Source organism: Thermaerobacter litoralis, from assembly GCF_054654595.1.
Genome location: NZ_BAAIES010000002.1, coordinates 1 through 13,300, shown reverse-complemented (window position 1 = coordinate 13,300; position 13,300 = coordinate 1). Strand labels below are relative to the sequence as shown.

Sequence of the window (13,300 nt, the reverse complement as noted above, 5' to 3'; positions counted from 1 at the left end):
GTGGTCGAATTCGCTCCTCGCCGTGGAGGGCCTGCCGGCCCCCGGCCGCTCTCCGGAGACTGGGTCCGGCGGCGGTTCAGCCGGTGCGCGGCACCTGCCAGCGGCGCGCGAGCCCCTGGGACAGCCGGTCCATGACGATGGCCAGGGCGACGATGGTGAAGCCCGACTCGAAGCCCGCGCCGGGATCGACCCGCTGGATGGCCCGCATCACCGCCTCGCCGACGCCGCCGGCCCCCACCATGCTGGCGATGACGACCATGGCCAGGGCCATCATCGTCGTCTGGTTGATCCCGGCCATGATGCTGGGCAGGGCCAGGGGCAGGCGCACCTGGCTCAGCAGCTGCCAGCGGGTGGCGCCGAAGGCCCGGGCCGCCTCCTGGGCGTCGGCGGACACCTGGCGGATCCCCAGGTCGACCAGCCGCGCCACCGGCGGCAGGGCGTAGACCACCGTGGCCAGGGTGCCGGGCACCGGCCCCAGGGCCTGGAAGAGCATCATCACCGGGATCAGGTAGACGAAGCTGGGCATGGTCTGCATGGCGTCCAGCACGGGGATCACCAGGGCGTGGACGCGGCGCGACTCGGCCATGGCGATGCCCAAGGGCAGCCCGATGGCCACGGCCAGGATCACCGCCACGATCACCATGGCCAGGGTCTCGATGGCCGCCTCCCAATAGCCGAAGGCGCCGATGGCCAGCATCAGGCCGGCCAGGGTCAGGGCCGTCAGGGGCCGGCGGGTGACGGCCCAGCCGGCCACCAGCACCCCGCCGATCCAGACCCACCAGGGCACGGCCAGGAGCCCGGCCTCGATGCCGTTGAGGGCGCGGGTGATGGCGACGGACAGGCCGTGGAAGAACCCGCCCCCGGCATCGACCAGCCAGGCCAGGCCCTCCTGGATCCACGGGGCCACGTGGAACTCCAGCGCCTCAGGGAACAAGGGGGGATCCCTCCCTGGCGACGGCGGGACCGCCCCAAGGGGTGGGCGCCACCGGGTCGGCGCGCAGGCCGGTCGCCCCGTCGGCGGGCGTGGCCCGGAACACCTCGCCTGCCGCCGCCAGCCGGGGCTCACCCGCCCCGCCGGCCACGCCTGCGGGGGAGGATTCGGCCGCCGCGGCCCGCCACGCCCCCGCGGCCAGGGCCGCCGCCTCCCGGACGTCCCGGACGAACCGGCGGACGTAGTCGTCGGCCGGGTTCTGGATGATCTCCCGGGGCCGGCCCACCTGGACGATCCGGCCCGCCCGCATGATGGCCATCCGGTCGGCCAGGCGCAGGGCCTCCTGCAGGTCGTGGGTGATGAAGACGATGGTCTTGTGCAGTTCCTGCTGCAGCCGCAGCAGCTCGTCCTGCAGCTCCCGGCGGATCAGGGGGTCCAGCCCGCTGAAGGGTTCGTCCATCAGCAGCAGGTCCGCATCCCGGGCCAGGGCGCGGGCGATGCCCACCCGCTGGCGCATGCCGCCGGAGAGGGCGGCGGGGTAGCGGTGGGCCCACTTCTCCAGGCCGACCCGGGCCAGGGCCTCCCGCGCCCGTTCCAGCTGGACGGCCCGCGGTTCGCCCCGCAACCGCAGGCCGAAGGCCACGTTGTCCAGCACGGTGCGGTGGGGGAGGAGGCCATAGTGCTGGAAGACCATGGCCACCCGGGTCCGCCGGAAGGCCGTCAGCTGCCGGCCGTCCATGGCGGTGACGTCCTCGCCGTCGAACAGGATGCGGCCGGCGGTGGGTTCCACCAGGCGCAGCAGGCAGCGCACCAGGGTCGACTTGCCGCTGCCCGACAGGCCCATCACCACGAAGATCTCGCCGCGCCGGACGCGGAAGCTGGCCTCCCGCACGGCCACCACGGCCCCCCGCGCTTCGGCCTGGGCGACCGCCTCCGGGTCGTGGACGTCGATGCGCCGGTGGTGGCGGGCATAGATCTTCCACAGGTCCTGGACGGCCAGCAGCACGGGAGCGTGGGTGCCCTCATCGCCCCGGGCGCCGCGCCCCCTGCCGCGGTTCGCCGTCATCTCACCTCACCTCCTCGAGGGCCGCCTGCACGCGCTGGCGGACGTCGTCGGGGACCCACTGCTGCCAGTCGTCGTAGGTCTTGAGGAACCAGACGGCGGCGTCTTCGGGCTTGCCGCCCTCATCCTGCATGTAGGCCAGGGCCGCCGCCGTCTGCTCCAGGGTGGTGTCGTACTTCTTGAGGAACTCGACGACCTCCGGCGCCATCTCCTGAAGCCGGCTGTTGGCGGCCACCAGGACCTTGCTGGGCGGATAGGCGCAGGCCTTGTCGGACTCCCAGCACTCGTCGCTGTACGGCGGTTCCTCCAGCCGGATCAGCTCGTACTTGCCGGTGATCCAGGTGGGCTCCCAGTAATAGCCCACCCAGGGCTTGCCCTGTTCGTAGGCGGTGGTGATGGACGTGTTCAGCCCCGCCTCGGAGCCGGGGTTGAAGGCCGTGAAGTGGTCGTCCAGGCCGTAGGCCTTGAGCTTCTGGGCGTTGATGTCCGAGCAGACCCAGCCCGTCGGGCAGTTGTAGAACCGGCCCTTGCCCGGCTCGGAGGGGTCCTCGAACAGCTGCCAGTAGCGCTTCAGGTCCTGGACCGAGCGCAGGTCGGGGGCCATGGGCTCGATGCCCCGCTCGGGGTCGCCCTTGACCACGTAGGCGGGCACGTACCAGCCCTGGGGCGATTCGGGGTAGTTCTCGCCCAGGTCGAGCACCTTGCCGGAGTCCAGGGCCTTCTGCCAGGCGTCGCGGATGTTGTCGGGCCACATCTCCATGGTGATGTGGACGCTGCCGTCCTGCAGGCCCTGGAGGATGGGGATCGTGTCGCCGAACTTGTAGTCGACGGGGTAGCCGTAGCCGTGCTCGATGATGAACCCGGCGATGCGGTTGTGCACCTGCACGCTGTCCCAACTGAAGTCGCCGAAGATCAGGGTGGGCTTGTCGCCGCCGGTTCCGCTGCCGGAGGCCCCGGAGCCGGATCCGGTTCCACCGTCGCCGCCGGTCGCGCCGGCGCCGCTGCCGCAGCCTGCGGCCACGAGGAGGACGACCAGGGTCAACAAGGACAGGGCCCACGTTTGGACCCGCGGGGCGTGCCGGCGGCGACCCGCCGCCCGCCGTGCCGCGGTCTTCACGCAACGACCTCCCTCCGCGGCAGGCCGGGGGCGCGGGGGAACGGTGAACGGCAGGTTCCGGGGTGGTGGAACCCCACCGCAGCAGGGGGACAAGGTAGGCAGGGAATGGCGTGCACAAAGGGCCCGCGTGCCTACGGGGTTAGCTGGCGGGCTCGGGCCGGGCTGCCCTATCCCGGAGTCGCCGCGGACGCCACCGCTGCCGGCGCGGATGCCAGGGCTCCGACCGGCGGCGGGCGCGAGCCCTGGGGCCGCCGGAGCGGGCCGGCGGGCCCGCGACCGGAAGGACCGGTGGCGTCGTGGCGGCCGGGAATTCGCCCCAAGGACGGTTCCCCCGCGCCCCGTGAGGGGGCTTCGGCCTGCCAACTTGGATTTGTGTCCCCAATATTATAGGAATGCTGCCGGGGCGTGCAAGGTGAATTTTGGCATCGTGACCTGGTTAGGGCCCGGTGGGGGTTCGATAGCACCTTCTTTCGGCCAGTGGCGCCTCCTCAGCACGCCAGGCGTTGCCCAGGGGCCCCCGTCGAGCGGGGCGGGCAGAGGGCGACGGGGCCGCCGGGGGCGGACCTCTCCTCTCGGGGTCCCCGGCTCCCCGCGGGGACGGGCTGGGAGGAACTGGACCGGCCACCGCGAATCTTCCCGGGCACGGGCACCGCAAGGTTCCCGCCGGCCGCCCCAGGCGGGCGCCGGGAACCTGCGGCCCAGGCATCCCGGGGAGGGGATGAACCGTGGAACGTTGGTCGCGCCGTATTCCGGCCCTGCTGGCCGTGCTCCTGGTGCTGGCGCTGGCCGGAAACGTGGTCGCGGCGGTGGGGCCGGTCCCCCGCCACGACTTCACCGAGGGGGATGCGGGGGCGGCGGCCGGAGGAACCGGTTACGCCATCGTCCAGCTGGTCGACCCGCCCGCCGCCAGCTATACCGGCGGCATCGGCCGGCTCAAGGCGACCAAGCCGGCGCCGGGCAAGAAGCTGGACGCCCGCAGCCGGGACGTCAAGGCCTACGTCGACTACCTCAAGCAGCGGCACGAGGAGTTCAAGGCCTCCCTGGCCTCCGTTGCCCCGCGGGCGCGGGTGGTGCGCGAGTTCTTCTTGACCGGTAACGCGCTGGTGGTCGAGCTCAACGGTCATTCGCCGGACGAACTGGCCCGCGGCCGCGGCGCCAAGCGGGTGACGCCCAGCGGGCTGTACCGGCCGGCCATGAACGTCAGCGCCGGGCTGATCGAGGCTGATGAGGTGTGGGCGCTGCTGGACCGCTCGGGCCGCTGGGAGCGGGGCCGGGAGCGGGCCGGTGAGGGCATCAAGGTCGGCGTCATCGACTCGGGCATCGACCGCAGCCATCCCTTCTTCCGGTGCAAGGACCGGGACGGCGACGGCGACGTGGACGAGGTCGACATCCCGTCCAAGGTCTACGCCAGCGGCGTGGCCGGGGATCCCTCCAACGTGCTGGTCAACGATCACGGCACCCACGTGGCGGGCACCATCGCCGGGTGCGTGACCACCCTGACGGAGGGCCCGGTGCAGGACACCCTCAGCGGCATCGCCCCGGCGGCCGAGCTCTATGACTACAACGTCTTCCCCGGCTTCGGCGCGGGCTGGGTGGCGTATGGCGGTTCGGCCTTCAGCCACGACATCGCCGCGGCCCTGGAAGACGCGGTGCGGGACGGCATGGACGTCGTCAACATGAGCCTGGGTGGCGGCGTCCAGGGCCCCCATGACTACCTGGCCGAGGCGGTCAACGCCGCGGTCGACGCCGGGGTCGTGGTGGCGGTGGCCGCGGGGAACTCCGGCCCCGGGGACATGACCGTCGAGTCGCCCGGCAGCGCCGCCAAGGCGATCACCGTGGGCGCCAGCACGAACCCCCACTACATCGGCATCCCCGTCACCGCCGGCGGCCGGTCCTTCGGCGCCGCTCCGGGCGACTTCGCGCCCTTCGGCCAGGTGACGGCCCCCTACGCCATCGCCCGGGACGGCTCGGCGAACCCGACCCAGGCCTGCTATCCGCTGGTGAACGCCGCAGAGGTGGCGGGGAAGATCGCGCTCGTCGACCGTGGCAGCTGCACCTTCACCACCAAGGTGCGCAACGCGGAACAGGCCGGGGCCATCGGGGTGCTGATCGTCAACAACGTGGCCGGCGATCCGTCGGCGCCGGGCCAGGACGGCACCACGCCCGTTCCCCAGATCCCCGCCGCCATGGTCTCCCGCAACGACGGGGCTTTCCTGAAGCAGTTGCTGCAGGCCGACCCCGGCGCCCAGGTGAGCATCGACGGCACGGTCCTGACGGAGATCCGCAGTGAGAATGCCGACATCCTGGCCGGCTTCTCCTCCCACGGGCCGACGCCCTTTACCTACCTGATCAAGCCCGACGTGACGGCGCCCGGCGTCAACATCTACTCCTCGGTGTTCCACGGCGAATACGCCATGTTCCAGGGCACCAGCATGGCCACGCCCCACGTGGCCGGAGCGGCCGCGGTGCTGCGCCAGCTCCATCCCGACTGGTCGCCCGCCGACGTCAAGTCGGCCCTGGTCAACACCGCCGCCCGGGTGGTGAGGGATCCCTTCACGGCCTCCCGGGATCCCGGCGTGCTGGCCCGCGGCGGCGGCCGGATCGATCTGGCGCGGGCCCATGCCACGCCCGTGACCCTGGATCCCGTCAGCATCAGCTTCGGCTACTTCAACGGCAACGCGCCGGTGAGCGGGGAACAGGCGCTGACGCTCCACAATGTCAGCGGCACCCGGCAGACCTGCACGGTGACGGTGGTGCGCGATGCCACCGATCCTGCGGTCACGGTGTCGGCCGGCTCGGTGACCCTGGACCCCGGCGCCTACGCGACCCTGACGGTGTCCATGGAGGGCGGGCGCAGCGACACCACGCCCAGCGGTGACTACGACGGCGAGCTGGTCTTCCGCTGCGGCGGCAAGGAGCTCCGCGCCCCCTGGTGGCTGCGGGTGGACCGGGAGGCCAAGCCTTGAGGCCTTGACCGTAGCGGGACCGCCGCAGGATGGGACGAGGACCAACGAAGACCCAGGGGCCCCACCCGACGGGTGGGGCCCCTGGGGTCTTTGGGGGGTTCGGGCGGGGACGGCCTCAGCTGGGCGTCGCGGGACCGGGAGCGTAGACCCAGAAGGACTCCTCGACGAACAGGCGGGCGAACCGGCGCGCCATCTCCGGATCCGCCTCCAGGCGCTGGTCCCAGCCGGTGGTCTGAGAGCGGTGGGCGCGGAAGGCGGCCTCCTTGCGGGCCCGGACTGCCTCCACCGGCACCGTCACCTGGGGCAGGCCCGGGTCGGCGTCCCGCGCCGGCCCCTTGACGAACAGGACCCGCGGCCGCGGGCCGGCCAGGCCGGCGACGGCTTCCACGGTGGCGGCACCGGCGGCGTTGTGATCGGGGTGGCCGCCCAGCTCCGGGTGGAAGGTGATCACCGTGGTGGCTCCCGTCTCCTCCAGGATCCCGCGGATCCGGGCCGCCAGGCCGGCGCGGTCCTGGAACTCCACCGTCTTGTCCCAGACGCCCAGGACCCGCACGTCCCGGACGCCCACGGCGGCCATGGCCTCGCGGAGCTCGGCGATGCGCAGGGGCCCGAGGGACTCCCGGTGGGCCAGGGGCGGCCGGCCGATCCGTCGCCCCATTTGTCCGGCGGTCACGCAGACCATGGTGACCGGGATCCCGCGGTCGACGGCTAGCGCCATGGTGCCGGCGGCGCCGAAGGACTCGTCGTCGGGATGGGCCAGCACCACCACTAGATGCCGGTCCCACGGGGCCGGGACGGCGCCGGCGGGGTCGGCGCCGGCGGAGGTGGCACCACGGGCCGTGGCTCCCGGCAGGGTGCCCGCCGGGGCGGGCGAGCCGCTCGCCCCCTGGCCCGGCCGGGCGCCCGCCGTCCCAGCCGGTATCCCCGGACCGCCGGCCGGGGTCGCGGGGTTCGGCCCGGCTGCGCCGGCGGCCGCCGCCGGACGGGTTGCCGCCCCGGCGGCTCCGGCGACGGCGGCGCCGGTCCCCTCCGGTTCGGCCGGCGTGGCCGTGGGGAAGGGTTCCCGGCCGATCTCCAGGACGACGGTCAGGCGATCTTCCGCATCCCGCCCTTCCAGCAGCAGCCGGCCAGGTTCTTCCTGCCAGTGGGTCAGCCCCTCCGCGTAGACCCAGCCGCCCGGCACCCGCAGGCCCGCCCGGTAGGGACCGCTGCCGCGCACGGCAGCCGCCTCCAGGCGGATCCGCAGGTTGCGGGCGAAGGCGCCGAACCCCCCGCGGGTGTAGGCGCCGTGGGTCGTCTCCAGGTGCAGGTAGACCTCATCCCCCACAAAAGCTTGGAAAGCCCGCTCGACACGGGCCGGGTCGATGGCTTCCATTCCGCTCCTCCTGCCACGGCGAATTGACCACGGGCCGCCGGGCGGCCCGGACCTGATCCCGAACCTGATATCGTCCTACCTTCGCCAGGCAGGGGGCGCCTCCTCTTGGGCCAGCAGGGGGCGCGCGGGCGGGCGGGGGGCCGGTTCTTCCCCATCGGCGTTCCGGTGGACCGGGGCGCGCCGGCCCACGGCCACCACCGCCGCCACGGCCAGGGCGGCCACCAGGGTGACGGCATCGACCCGCTCGCCGAGGCCGGCGTGGGCGGCCAGCAAGGTGAAAAAGGGCTGAAGCAGCTGGAGCTGGCTGGTCCGGGCGACCCCGGCCAGGGCCATGGCCCGGTACCACAGGACGAACCCGGCCAGCTGGGTCACGCCGCTGATGTAGATCCAGGCCAGCCACGCCCGCACCGCCGGCGCCCGGTCCGTGGAGGGGGGCTCGCGACCCGGAACGGGGTAGGGCCCGCCACCGGCCGCTCCCGGGACGGGCACGCCGGCGGCCGCGGCGGGTCCGCCAGTGGCCCTGTCGAGAACGGGGCCGCGACCTGCTCTCATCTCGCCGGGCATCGAGCCGCCACCGGCCCCGCCCGGAGCCCTTACGGCCAGGGGTCCCACCAATCCGGAGGCGGTGGGGGCGACCAATCGCCCTTCCACCCCGGGATCTTGCGGCGGCGGCCCGGCGGCGTATTCCCCGACCGGCCTGGGGGCTGGCGGGAGGGCGGGGGCGGGCGAGGGCCCCGGGGCGGGAGCCAGCGACGGCAGGGTGAGCAGCAGGGTCAGGGGCAGGGCGGCCCAGAGGCCCCAGGCGATGGGGAGGAACCCGCCGTACCGCCGGGCCAGGCGGCCCCCCTCGCCGTGGCCCGCCGCGGCCATCCCGATGGCGGCCAGGAGCAGCAGGTCGGCGGTCTGGGGGCGGCCGGCGCCCATGAACACGGCAAAGGCCACCACGACGCCGCTCCCGGCCACCGCCGCCAGCCAGAAGCGGGCGGAGGGCCGCTCCCCGGCCCGCCACGTGGCGTAGCCCGAGGTGAGGAGGGGGAGCAGGCCGAGGAGAACGGCGCCGTGGGCGGCAGGCACCCGGGCCAGGGCCAGGGTCGAGAGCCAGGGGAAGGCGGTGACGGTTCCCAGCGCCACCAGCAGGACGGAACCCCAGGCCTCCCGGGGCGGGGGCCAGGCGGGGGGATGGGCCGCAGGCGCCGTGGGCTCCGCGGCGGCCGGCCGGCGCCGCCCCCGGGGCCGGCGGATCCGGGCGGCGAGGGCGGCGGCCACGGCCATGGCGGCCGCGCCCACGGCCCGGCCCGGGCCGACCAGCCCGGCGGGGAGCCCCTCCAGGGCCACCCGGGTGGCGGGCAGGGTCAAGCTGAACAGAAGCACGGCCAGCAGCCCCAGGGCGGCGCCAAGCAAACTGTCGACGGGCGCGTCGCCCGCCGCCGGCGGGTGCTGCGACGGCCTGCGGCCGTGCCGGACCATCGTCGATCCCACCGATCTGGCCTGCCCAGGGTGGGGTCGGCCAGGGAGCCGCCGGCGTTCCCCGCGGGGAGGGCCGTCCCCCGGCCTGGGGCGGCGCCCCAGGCAGGGGTTGGACGTCCCCGTTCTGGCCTGTGGCCTTCCGTGCAGGGCGGGGCCTGCCCCGGCCGGGACCCCGCCCGCCCCCGGCACCGCCCCGGCGGTCTGGGACGGGGGCCCGCCGGTTCCCGGAACGGCGGCCCGCTGGTCCCCGGAACGGCAGCCCGCCGACCCCCGGGGCGGTGGCCCGCCGGCACCCTACCTTACGCCTCACGGAGGCGGGGGGTTCGCCCCCTGGGGGCCGCCATCCGGCCGGTCTTGGGGCCCGCCGCCGGCCGGTTCGTCAGCCCAGGGCCCGCAGGTCGTCCACCACGTCGTCCAGGGCCCGGGCCGCGGCGGGGTCGAGGGCTTCCAGGGCCCGGGCCTCCACGTCCATGGCGCTGAGATAGAGGTGGGGACGCTGGGCCTCCCGGGCCCGGCGCCGCGCCAGCCGGGCCAGGACCAGGGCCCGCCGGTGGCGCCCGGCTTCCAGCTCCAGCCGGGCGAGATCGACCAGCACGCTGGCCACGCCGTCCAGGCGCCCCGCCCGCCGGTAGCCCCGCAGGCAGTGGCGCAGCCGCGCCCGCCCCGGTTTCCAGGCGCCCTGGCGGCTCTGGACGATGGCCAGGTCATGGGTCGCCATCAACTGGCGCACCGGATCCCGGCCCCGGTACAGCTGGATGGCCCGCTCCAGGTGGCGGGCGGCCCGTTCGAGGCGGCCGAGGGCGCCATAGCAGCTGCCGAGGCCGTGATGACATGCCGCCACCAGTCCCCGGGGCAGGTGACGGGTGGGCACCGGCACCGGACCGGTTTCCGTGGCGGCTCCCGGGTCATGACGGGAGGCCTCCCGCCGGGCCGGGCCGCCTCCGGCCGCCGGGGCCTCGCCTGGGAGGGTGCCGGGCTTGCCGGGGAGGCCGGGATCGCCGTCCACCTCCTCCGGGGGCACGCCCGTGGCATACCACCGCAGCGCGTCCTCATAGCGGCCCTGGCGGAACAGGGTGCTGCCCAGGGCCACGTGGGCGCGGATACGGTCGGCCGGTCGCGGGGCCGCCGCGGCGGCCAGCCGGAAGGCTTCGGCGGCCACGGCCAGTTCGTCCCGGTGAAAGGCCAGCTGGCCCCGGGTGTAGTGGAGGCGGAAGGCGGTCCCCGGGGGACACCGGTCCAGGGGGACGCGGGCCAAAAGGGTCAGGGCGGCAAACAAGTGCCGGCCGGCCTCTTCGACCCGCCCCAGGCAGGCCAGGGCATGGGCGTGCTCGACGTGGACGGCCAGCAGCAGGGGCGAGTCGGCCTCCCCGGCCAGCAGGTCCAGGGCCGTGGCGAAGGATTGGGCCGCCTCGGCGAACCGGCGCTGGCGGGCGTAGCGGCGCCCGCGGCGCACGTAGTCATGGACGACCCGGCGCTGGGCGAACTCCTCCGCCTCGCCGAGGAAGTAGGTCACCGGCTTGCCCAGGCGCCGGGCCAGCAGCTCCAGCGTGGGGAGGGGCGGGATCACCTCGTTGGCTTCGATGCGGCTGATGTAGGAGCGGTCGAAGTAGCCGGCCGCCAGCTGTTCCTGGGTCATGCCCAGCTCGCGGCGCCGGGCCCGGATGCGATCGCCGATCACAGGCGCGCCTCCCTTCCAGGGGGCTGCGGCGCGCCGGCACCGGGGCACGCGGCCGTTCACCCGCGTGACGAACCGGCACGCCGTGTCCCACCCGTCCCGGTCCACCATGGACTTACCCGGGACAACGTTACGCCGCTGGCCGGCGGGAGGTGAGGACATGAGCAGGGTTCGCGGACGGGCCGCCCTCACCCTGTTGGGGCTGGTGATCCTGGGGGTCGTCGCCCTGGGGGGGTGGAACCCGGCGGCCGGAGCGGCCGGGCTGCGCGGCGACCTGATGGGGCCTGGCATCCCCGAGCTGGACGGGGTGGTGCCGTGGCAGGCCGCCGACCTGATGGGGCCGGGGATCCCGGATCTCGACGGTGGGATCCGGGGGCAGCGGGCCGACCTCATGGGCCCCGGCATTCCCGATTTTGGCGCCGCAGCCCCGCGGGCAGCGGGCTGAGGCATCCAGCCGGCGGAGGAACCGGCCCATCGGGAGCAGCCATCACCGGCGAGGAGGCGGCGGGTCCCACAGGCCCGCCGCCTCTGCCATGCCGCCAGACCATGCATGGCTCCACCGGCCACCCCGCGCATCCTAGGGGTGATGGGCGACCGGCCGGGTGATGGGCGACCGGCCAGGGAACGGCCCAGCAGCCTGGGAGGTGGCAAGGCGATGGATCAGGCCGATCGGCCCCGCATGGCCGGCGGGGCGGCGGAACGCAACGGCCGGGTGGAGGACGGGAACCGCGGGGTCGTCACGGGGGCAGCCCCGGGCGCCGCCGGCGGCGCCGAAGCCCTCTGGAACCAGGTTCAGCAGCCTCTGCACGAGATGGTCAACGTGGCGCGGGACCTAGAGCGCCACCTGGACGGGATCCACGGAGCCCGGGCGCGCAAGCTGCGCCAGCTGGCCGAAGAGGTGGTGAGCAAGCTCAAGCCGGAACGCTCCTGAGAAGGGGGCGGGGTTCCGCCGGCAACCGCCGCTAACCCGCCTTCTGGCACCGGCTGCAGTAGCCGTAGATCTCGAAGGTGTGGCCGAGGACCCGGAACCCCGGATCCTGGGAGGGCACCGCCTGCAAGGTGGCCGTCGGGCACCACTCGACGCAGAAGGACTGCCCGCAGACGACGCAGACGAAGTGGTGGTGGTGCTCGTCGCCCTGGTATTCGAACCGGGTCCCGTCGCGCCCCTGGAGGTTGACCGGACTGATCAGCCCGCACCGGGTCAACAGGGTCAGGTTGCGGTAGACGGTGTCCACGCTAACCCGGGGGTGCCGCTCCCGTACCGCGTCGGTCACCTCGCGGGCCGTGACGGGGCGCCCGGCACCCATCACCGCCTTGAGGATCTCCAGCCGCTGGGGCGTCACCTTGAGGCCCCGGTCCTTCAGCCGCTGAACCGCCCGCTGGAAGCTCACGCCGGCACCTCGCTTCCGCCGGGTATAGCAAACCGGAAGATTCCGAGTCGACCGATCACCTCTCAATCTACCCCGGGGCCGGCGCGGTGTCAAAACCGGCCGGCCCACCGGCCAGCCTGGACCGCCCGAACCGCCCCCCGCGCCGAACAAGGCCGGTGGCCCAAGGCCGGCCGCACCGGAAAGGGCCGTCCCCGTCCCAGCGCCGTACCGTACCGTCCCGGCGGCGTGCCACCCCGGCCCGACGGCGTGCCGCCCTTGACAGGTTCCACCACGGCCGTCTATTACTAGTTCGGAATATTCCGATCACGAAGTTCTCGCCGTCGCCTCGTGCCAAAGCCGCGGGGCGCGCCAAGGCCGCGGGGAACTCAAGTCGCGGGCCGCCGGGGCGGCAGCCCGGCGGGGCGGCGGCCCGCCGGGGCGGGAGCCCGGCGCCGCGGGACGCGAAAGGCAGGTCGGTGGGCGTGACGGCCGTCGTCCAGGTCGACGATGTCTCCTTTTCCTACGGGGCGGAACCCGTCCTCGACGGGGTGTCCCTGGAGGTGCGCCGGGGCGAGTTCCTGGGCCTCGTGGGGCCCAACGGGTCGGGCAAGACCACCCTGCTGCGGTTGCTGCTTGGCCTGCAGCAGCCGGCCCGCGGCCGGATCCGGCTCTTCGGGCAGGACCTGGCGTCCTTCCGCCAGTGGTGGCGGGTGGGTTACGTCCCCCAGCGCCCCGCGGCCCTGGCCGGCGGCTTCCCGGCCACGGTGGAGGAAGTCGTGCAGACCGGCCTGGTGGCGGTGGCCGGCCGCGGCGGTCCGGGAAGCCCGGCCGAGGAGCGCCGGCCACCCCGCACGCCCCGGGAGGCCCTGGCCCTGGTGGGGATCGAGGACCTGGCCCGGCGGCCCATCGGCCGCCTCTCGGGCGGCCAGCAGCAGCGGGTCTTCCTGGCCCGGGCGCTGGTCAGCCGCCCCGAGCTGCTGATCCTGGACGAACCCCTGGAGGGCGTCGACGCCGCCACCCAGGACCGCTTCTACGGCCTGGTGCGCCGGCTGCGGGAGCAGGAAGGGCTGACGGTGATCATGGTCTCCCACGACGTCGGCGTCATCAGCGCCGAGGTGACGACCCTGGCCTGCCTCAACCGCCGCCTGTTCTTCCACGGCACGCCCGAGAAATTGGAGCCGGGGACCATGGCCGAGCTCTACGGGTTCCCCGTCACCACCCTGCATCACCGCCACTGAGGGAGAGGATGACCCGCCCATGGGCGCAGGGACGGACGGGCTCGCCGGCCTGGCGGGCATGTTTCAGTACGATTTCATGATCCGGGCCCTTTCGGCAA

At 74.3% G+C, this 13,300-nt stretch carries 11 protein-coding genes; 4 read left to right on the top strand and 7 right to left on the bottom strand.

All coding sequences use genetic code 11. The features are described 5' to 3' along the window. Positions 1-76: 76 nt before the first annotated feature. Genes ACYQ02_RS00275 through ACYQ02_RS00265 form a run of 3 tightly spaced genes read right to left on the bottom strand, consistent with a single transcriptional unit; the run spans position 77 to position 3,111 of the window. Positions 77-934 (bottom strand): ABC transporter permease, encoded by an 858-nt coding sequence (locus tag ACYQ02_RS00275; RefSeq protein ID WP_460038434.1) that lies wholly within the window; start codon positions 932-934, stop codon positions 77-79. Then, positions 924-1,997, bottom strand: coding sequence for a quaternary amine ABC transporter ATP-binding protein (locus ACYQ02_RS00270; protein ID WP_460038433.1), 1,074 nt, complete (start codon positions 1,995-1,997; stop codon positions 924-926). The genes ACYQ02_RS00275 and ACYQ02_RS00270 overlap by 11 nt, the downstream gene beginning before the upstream one ends. A gap of 1 nt (position 1,998) precedes the next feature. Then, a complete protein-coding gene (locus ACYQ02_RS00265; protein WP_460038432.1) occupies positions 1,999-3,111 on the bottom strand; it encodes an ABC transporter substrate-binding protein in 1,113 nt (370 codons plus the stop codon). Between the two features lie 725 nt (positions 3,112-3,836). On the opposite strand from ACYQ02_RS00265, the gene ACYQ02_RS00260 reads away from it, so the two are divergent. Then, the gene (locus ACYQ02_RS00260) at positions 3,837-6,077 is read left to right on the top strand and encodes a S8 family serine peptidase (RefSeq protein ID WP_460038431.1); all 2,241 of its coding nucleotides are present in this window, start codon (positions 3,837-3,839) and stop codon (positions 6,075-6,077) included. Positions 6,078-6,192: 115 nt separating this feature from the next. Here ACYQ02_RS00260 and bshB2 read toward each other — a convergent pair whose 3' ends face one another. The 3 genes from bshB2 to ACYQ02_RS00245 all read right to left on the bottom strand — a co-directional run bounded on the left by bshB2 (position 6,193) and on the right by ACYQ02_RS00245 (position 10,597). Then, on the bottom strand, positions 6,193-7,452 hold the full coding sequence (bshB2, locus tag ACYQ02_RS00255; RefSeq protein WP_460038430.1) for a bacillithiol biosynthesis deacetylase BshB2: 1,260 nt from the start codon (positions 7,450-7,452) through the stop codon (positions 6,193-6,195). Positions 7,453-7,527: 75 nt separating this feature from the next. Then, the gene (locus ACYQ02_RS00250) at positions 7,528-8,931 is read right to left on the bottom strand and encodes an EamA family transporter (RefSeq protein WP_460038429.1); all 1,404 of its coding nucleotides are present in this window, start codon (positions 8,929-8,931) and stop codon (positions 7,528-7,530) included. Between the two features lie 367 nt (positions 8,932-9,298). Continuing rightward, the gene (locus ACYQ02_RS00245; RefSeq protein ID WP_460038428.1) at positions 9,299-10,597 is read right to left on the bottom strand and encodes a helix-turn-helix domain-containing protein; all 1,299 of its coding nucleotides are present in this window, start codon (positions 10,595-10,597) and stop codon (positions 9,299-9,301) included. A gap of 157 nt (positions 10,598-10,754) precedes the next feature. Here ACYQ02_RS00245 and ACYQ02_RS00240 point away from each other — a divergent pair, with 157 nt between their 5' ends. Continuing rightward, positions 10,755-11,039, top strand: a complete 285-nt coding sequence (locus ACYQ02_RS00240; protein ID WP_460038427.1) for a hypothetical protein — start codon at positions 10,755-10,757, stop codon at positions 11,037-11,039. Between the two features lie 210 nt (positions 11,040-11,249). Beyond that, positions 11,250-11,525 carry a hypothetical protein gene (locus tag ACYQ02_RS00235; RefSeq protein WP_460038426.1) on the top strand — a complete coding sequence of 92 codons (276 nt, stop codon included), beginning with the start codon at positions 11,250-11,252 and terminating at the stop codon, positions 11,523-11,525. Between the two features lie 31 nt (positions 11,526-11,556). On the opposite strand, the gene ACYQ02_RS00230 is transcribed toward ACYQ02_RS00235, so the two are convergent. Beyond that, positions 11,557-11,985, bottom strand: coding sequence for a Fur family transcriptional regulator (locus ACYQ02_RS00230; protein ID WP_460038425.1), 429 nt, complete (start codon positions 11,983-11,985; stop codon positions 11,557-11,559). A gap of 461 nt (positions 11,986-12,446) precedes the next feature. Here ACYQ02_RS00230 and ACYQ02_RS00225 point away from each other — a divergent pair, with 461 nt between their 5' ends. Further along, positions 12,447-13,202, top strand: coding sequence for a metal ABC transporter ATP-binding protein (locus ACYQ02_RS00225; RefSeq protein ID WP_460038424.1), 756 nt, complete (start codon positions 12,447-12,449; stop codon positions 13,200-13,202). Positions 13,203-13,300: the final 98 nt, after the last annotated feature.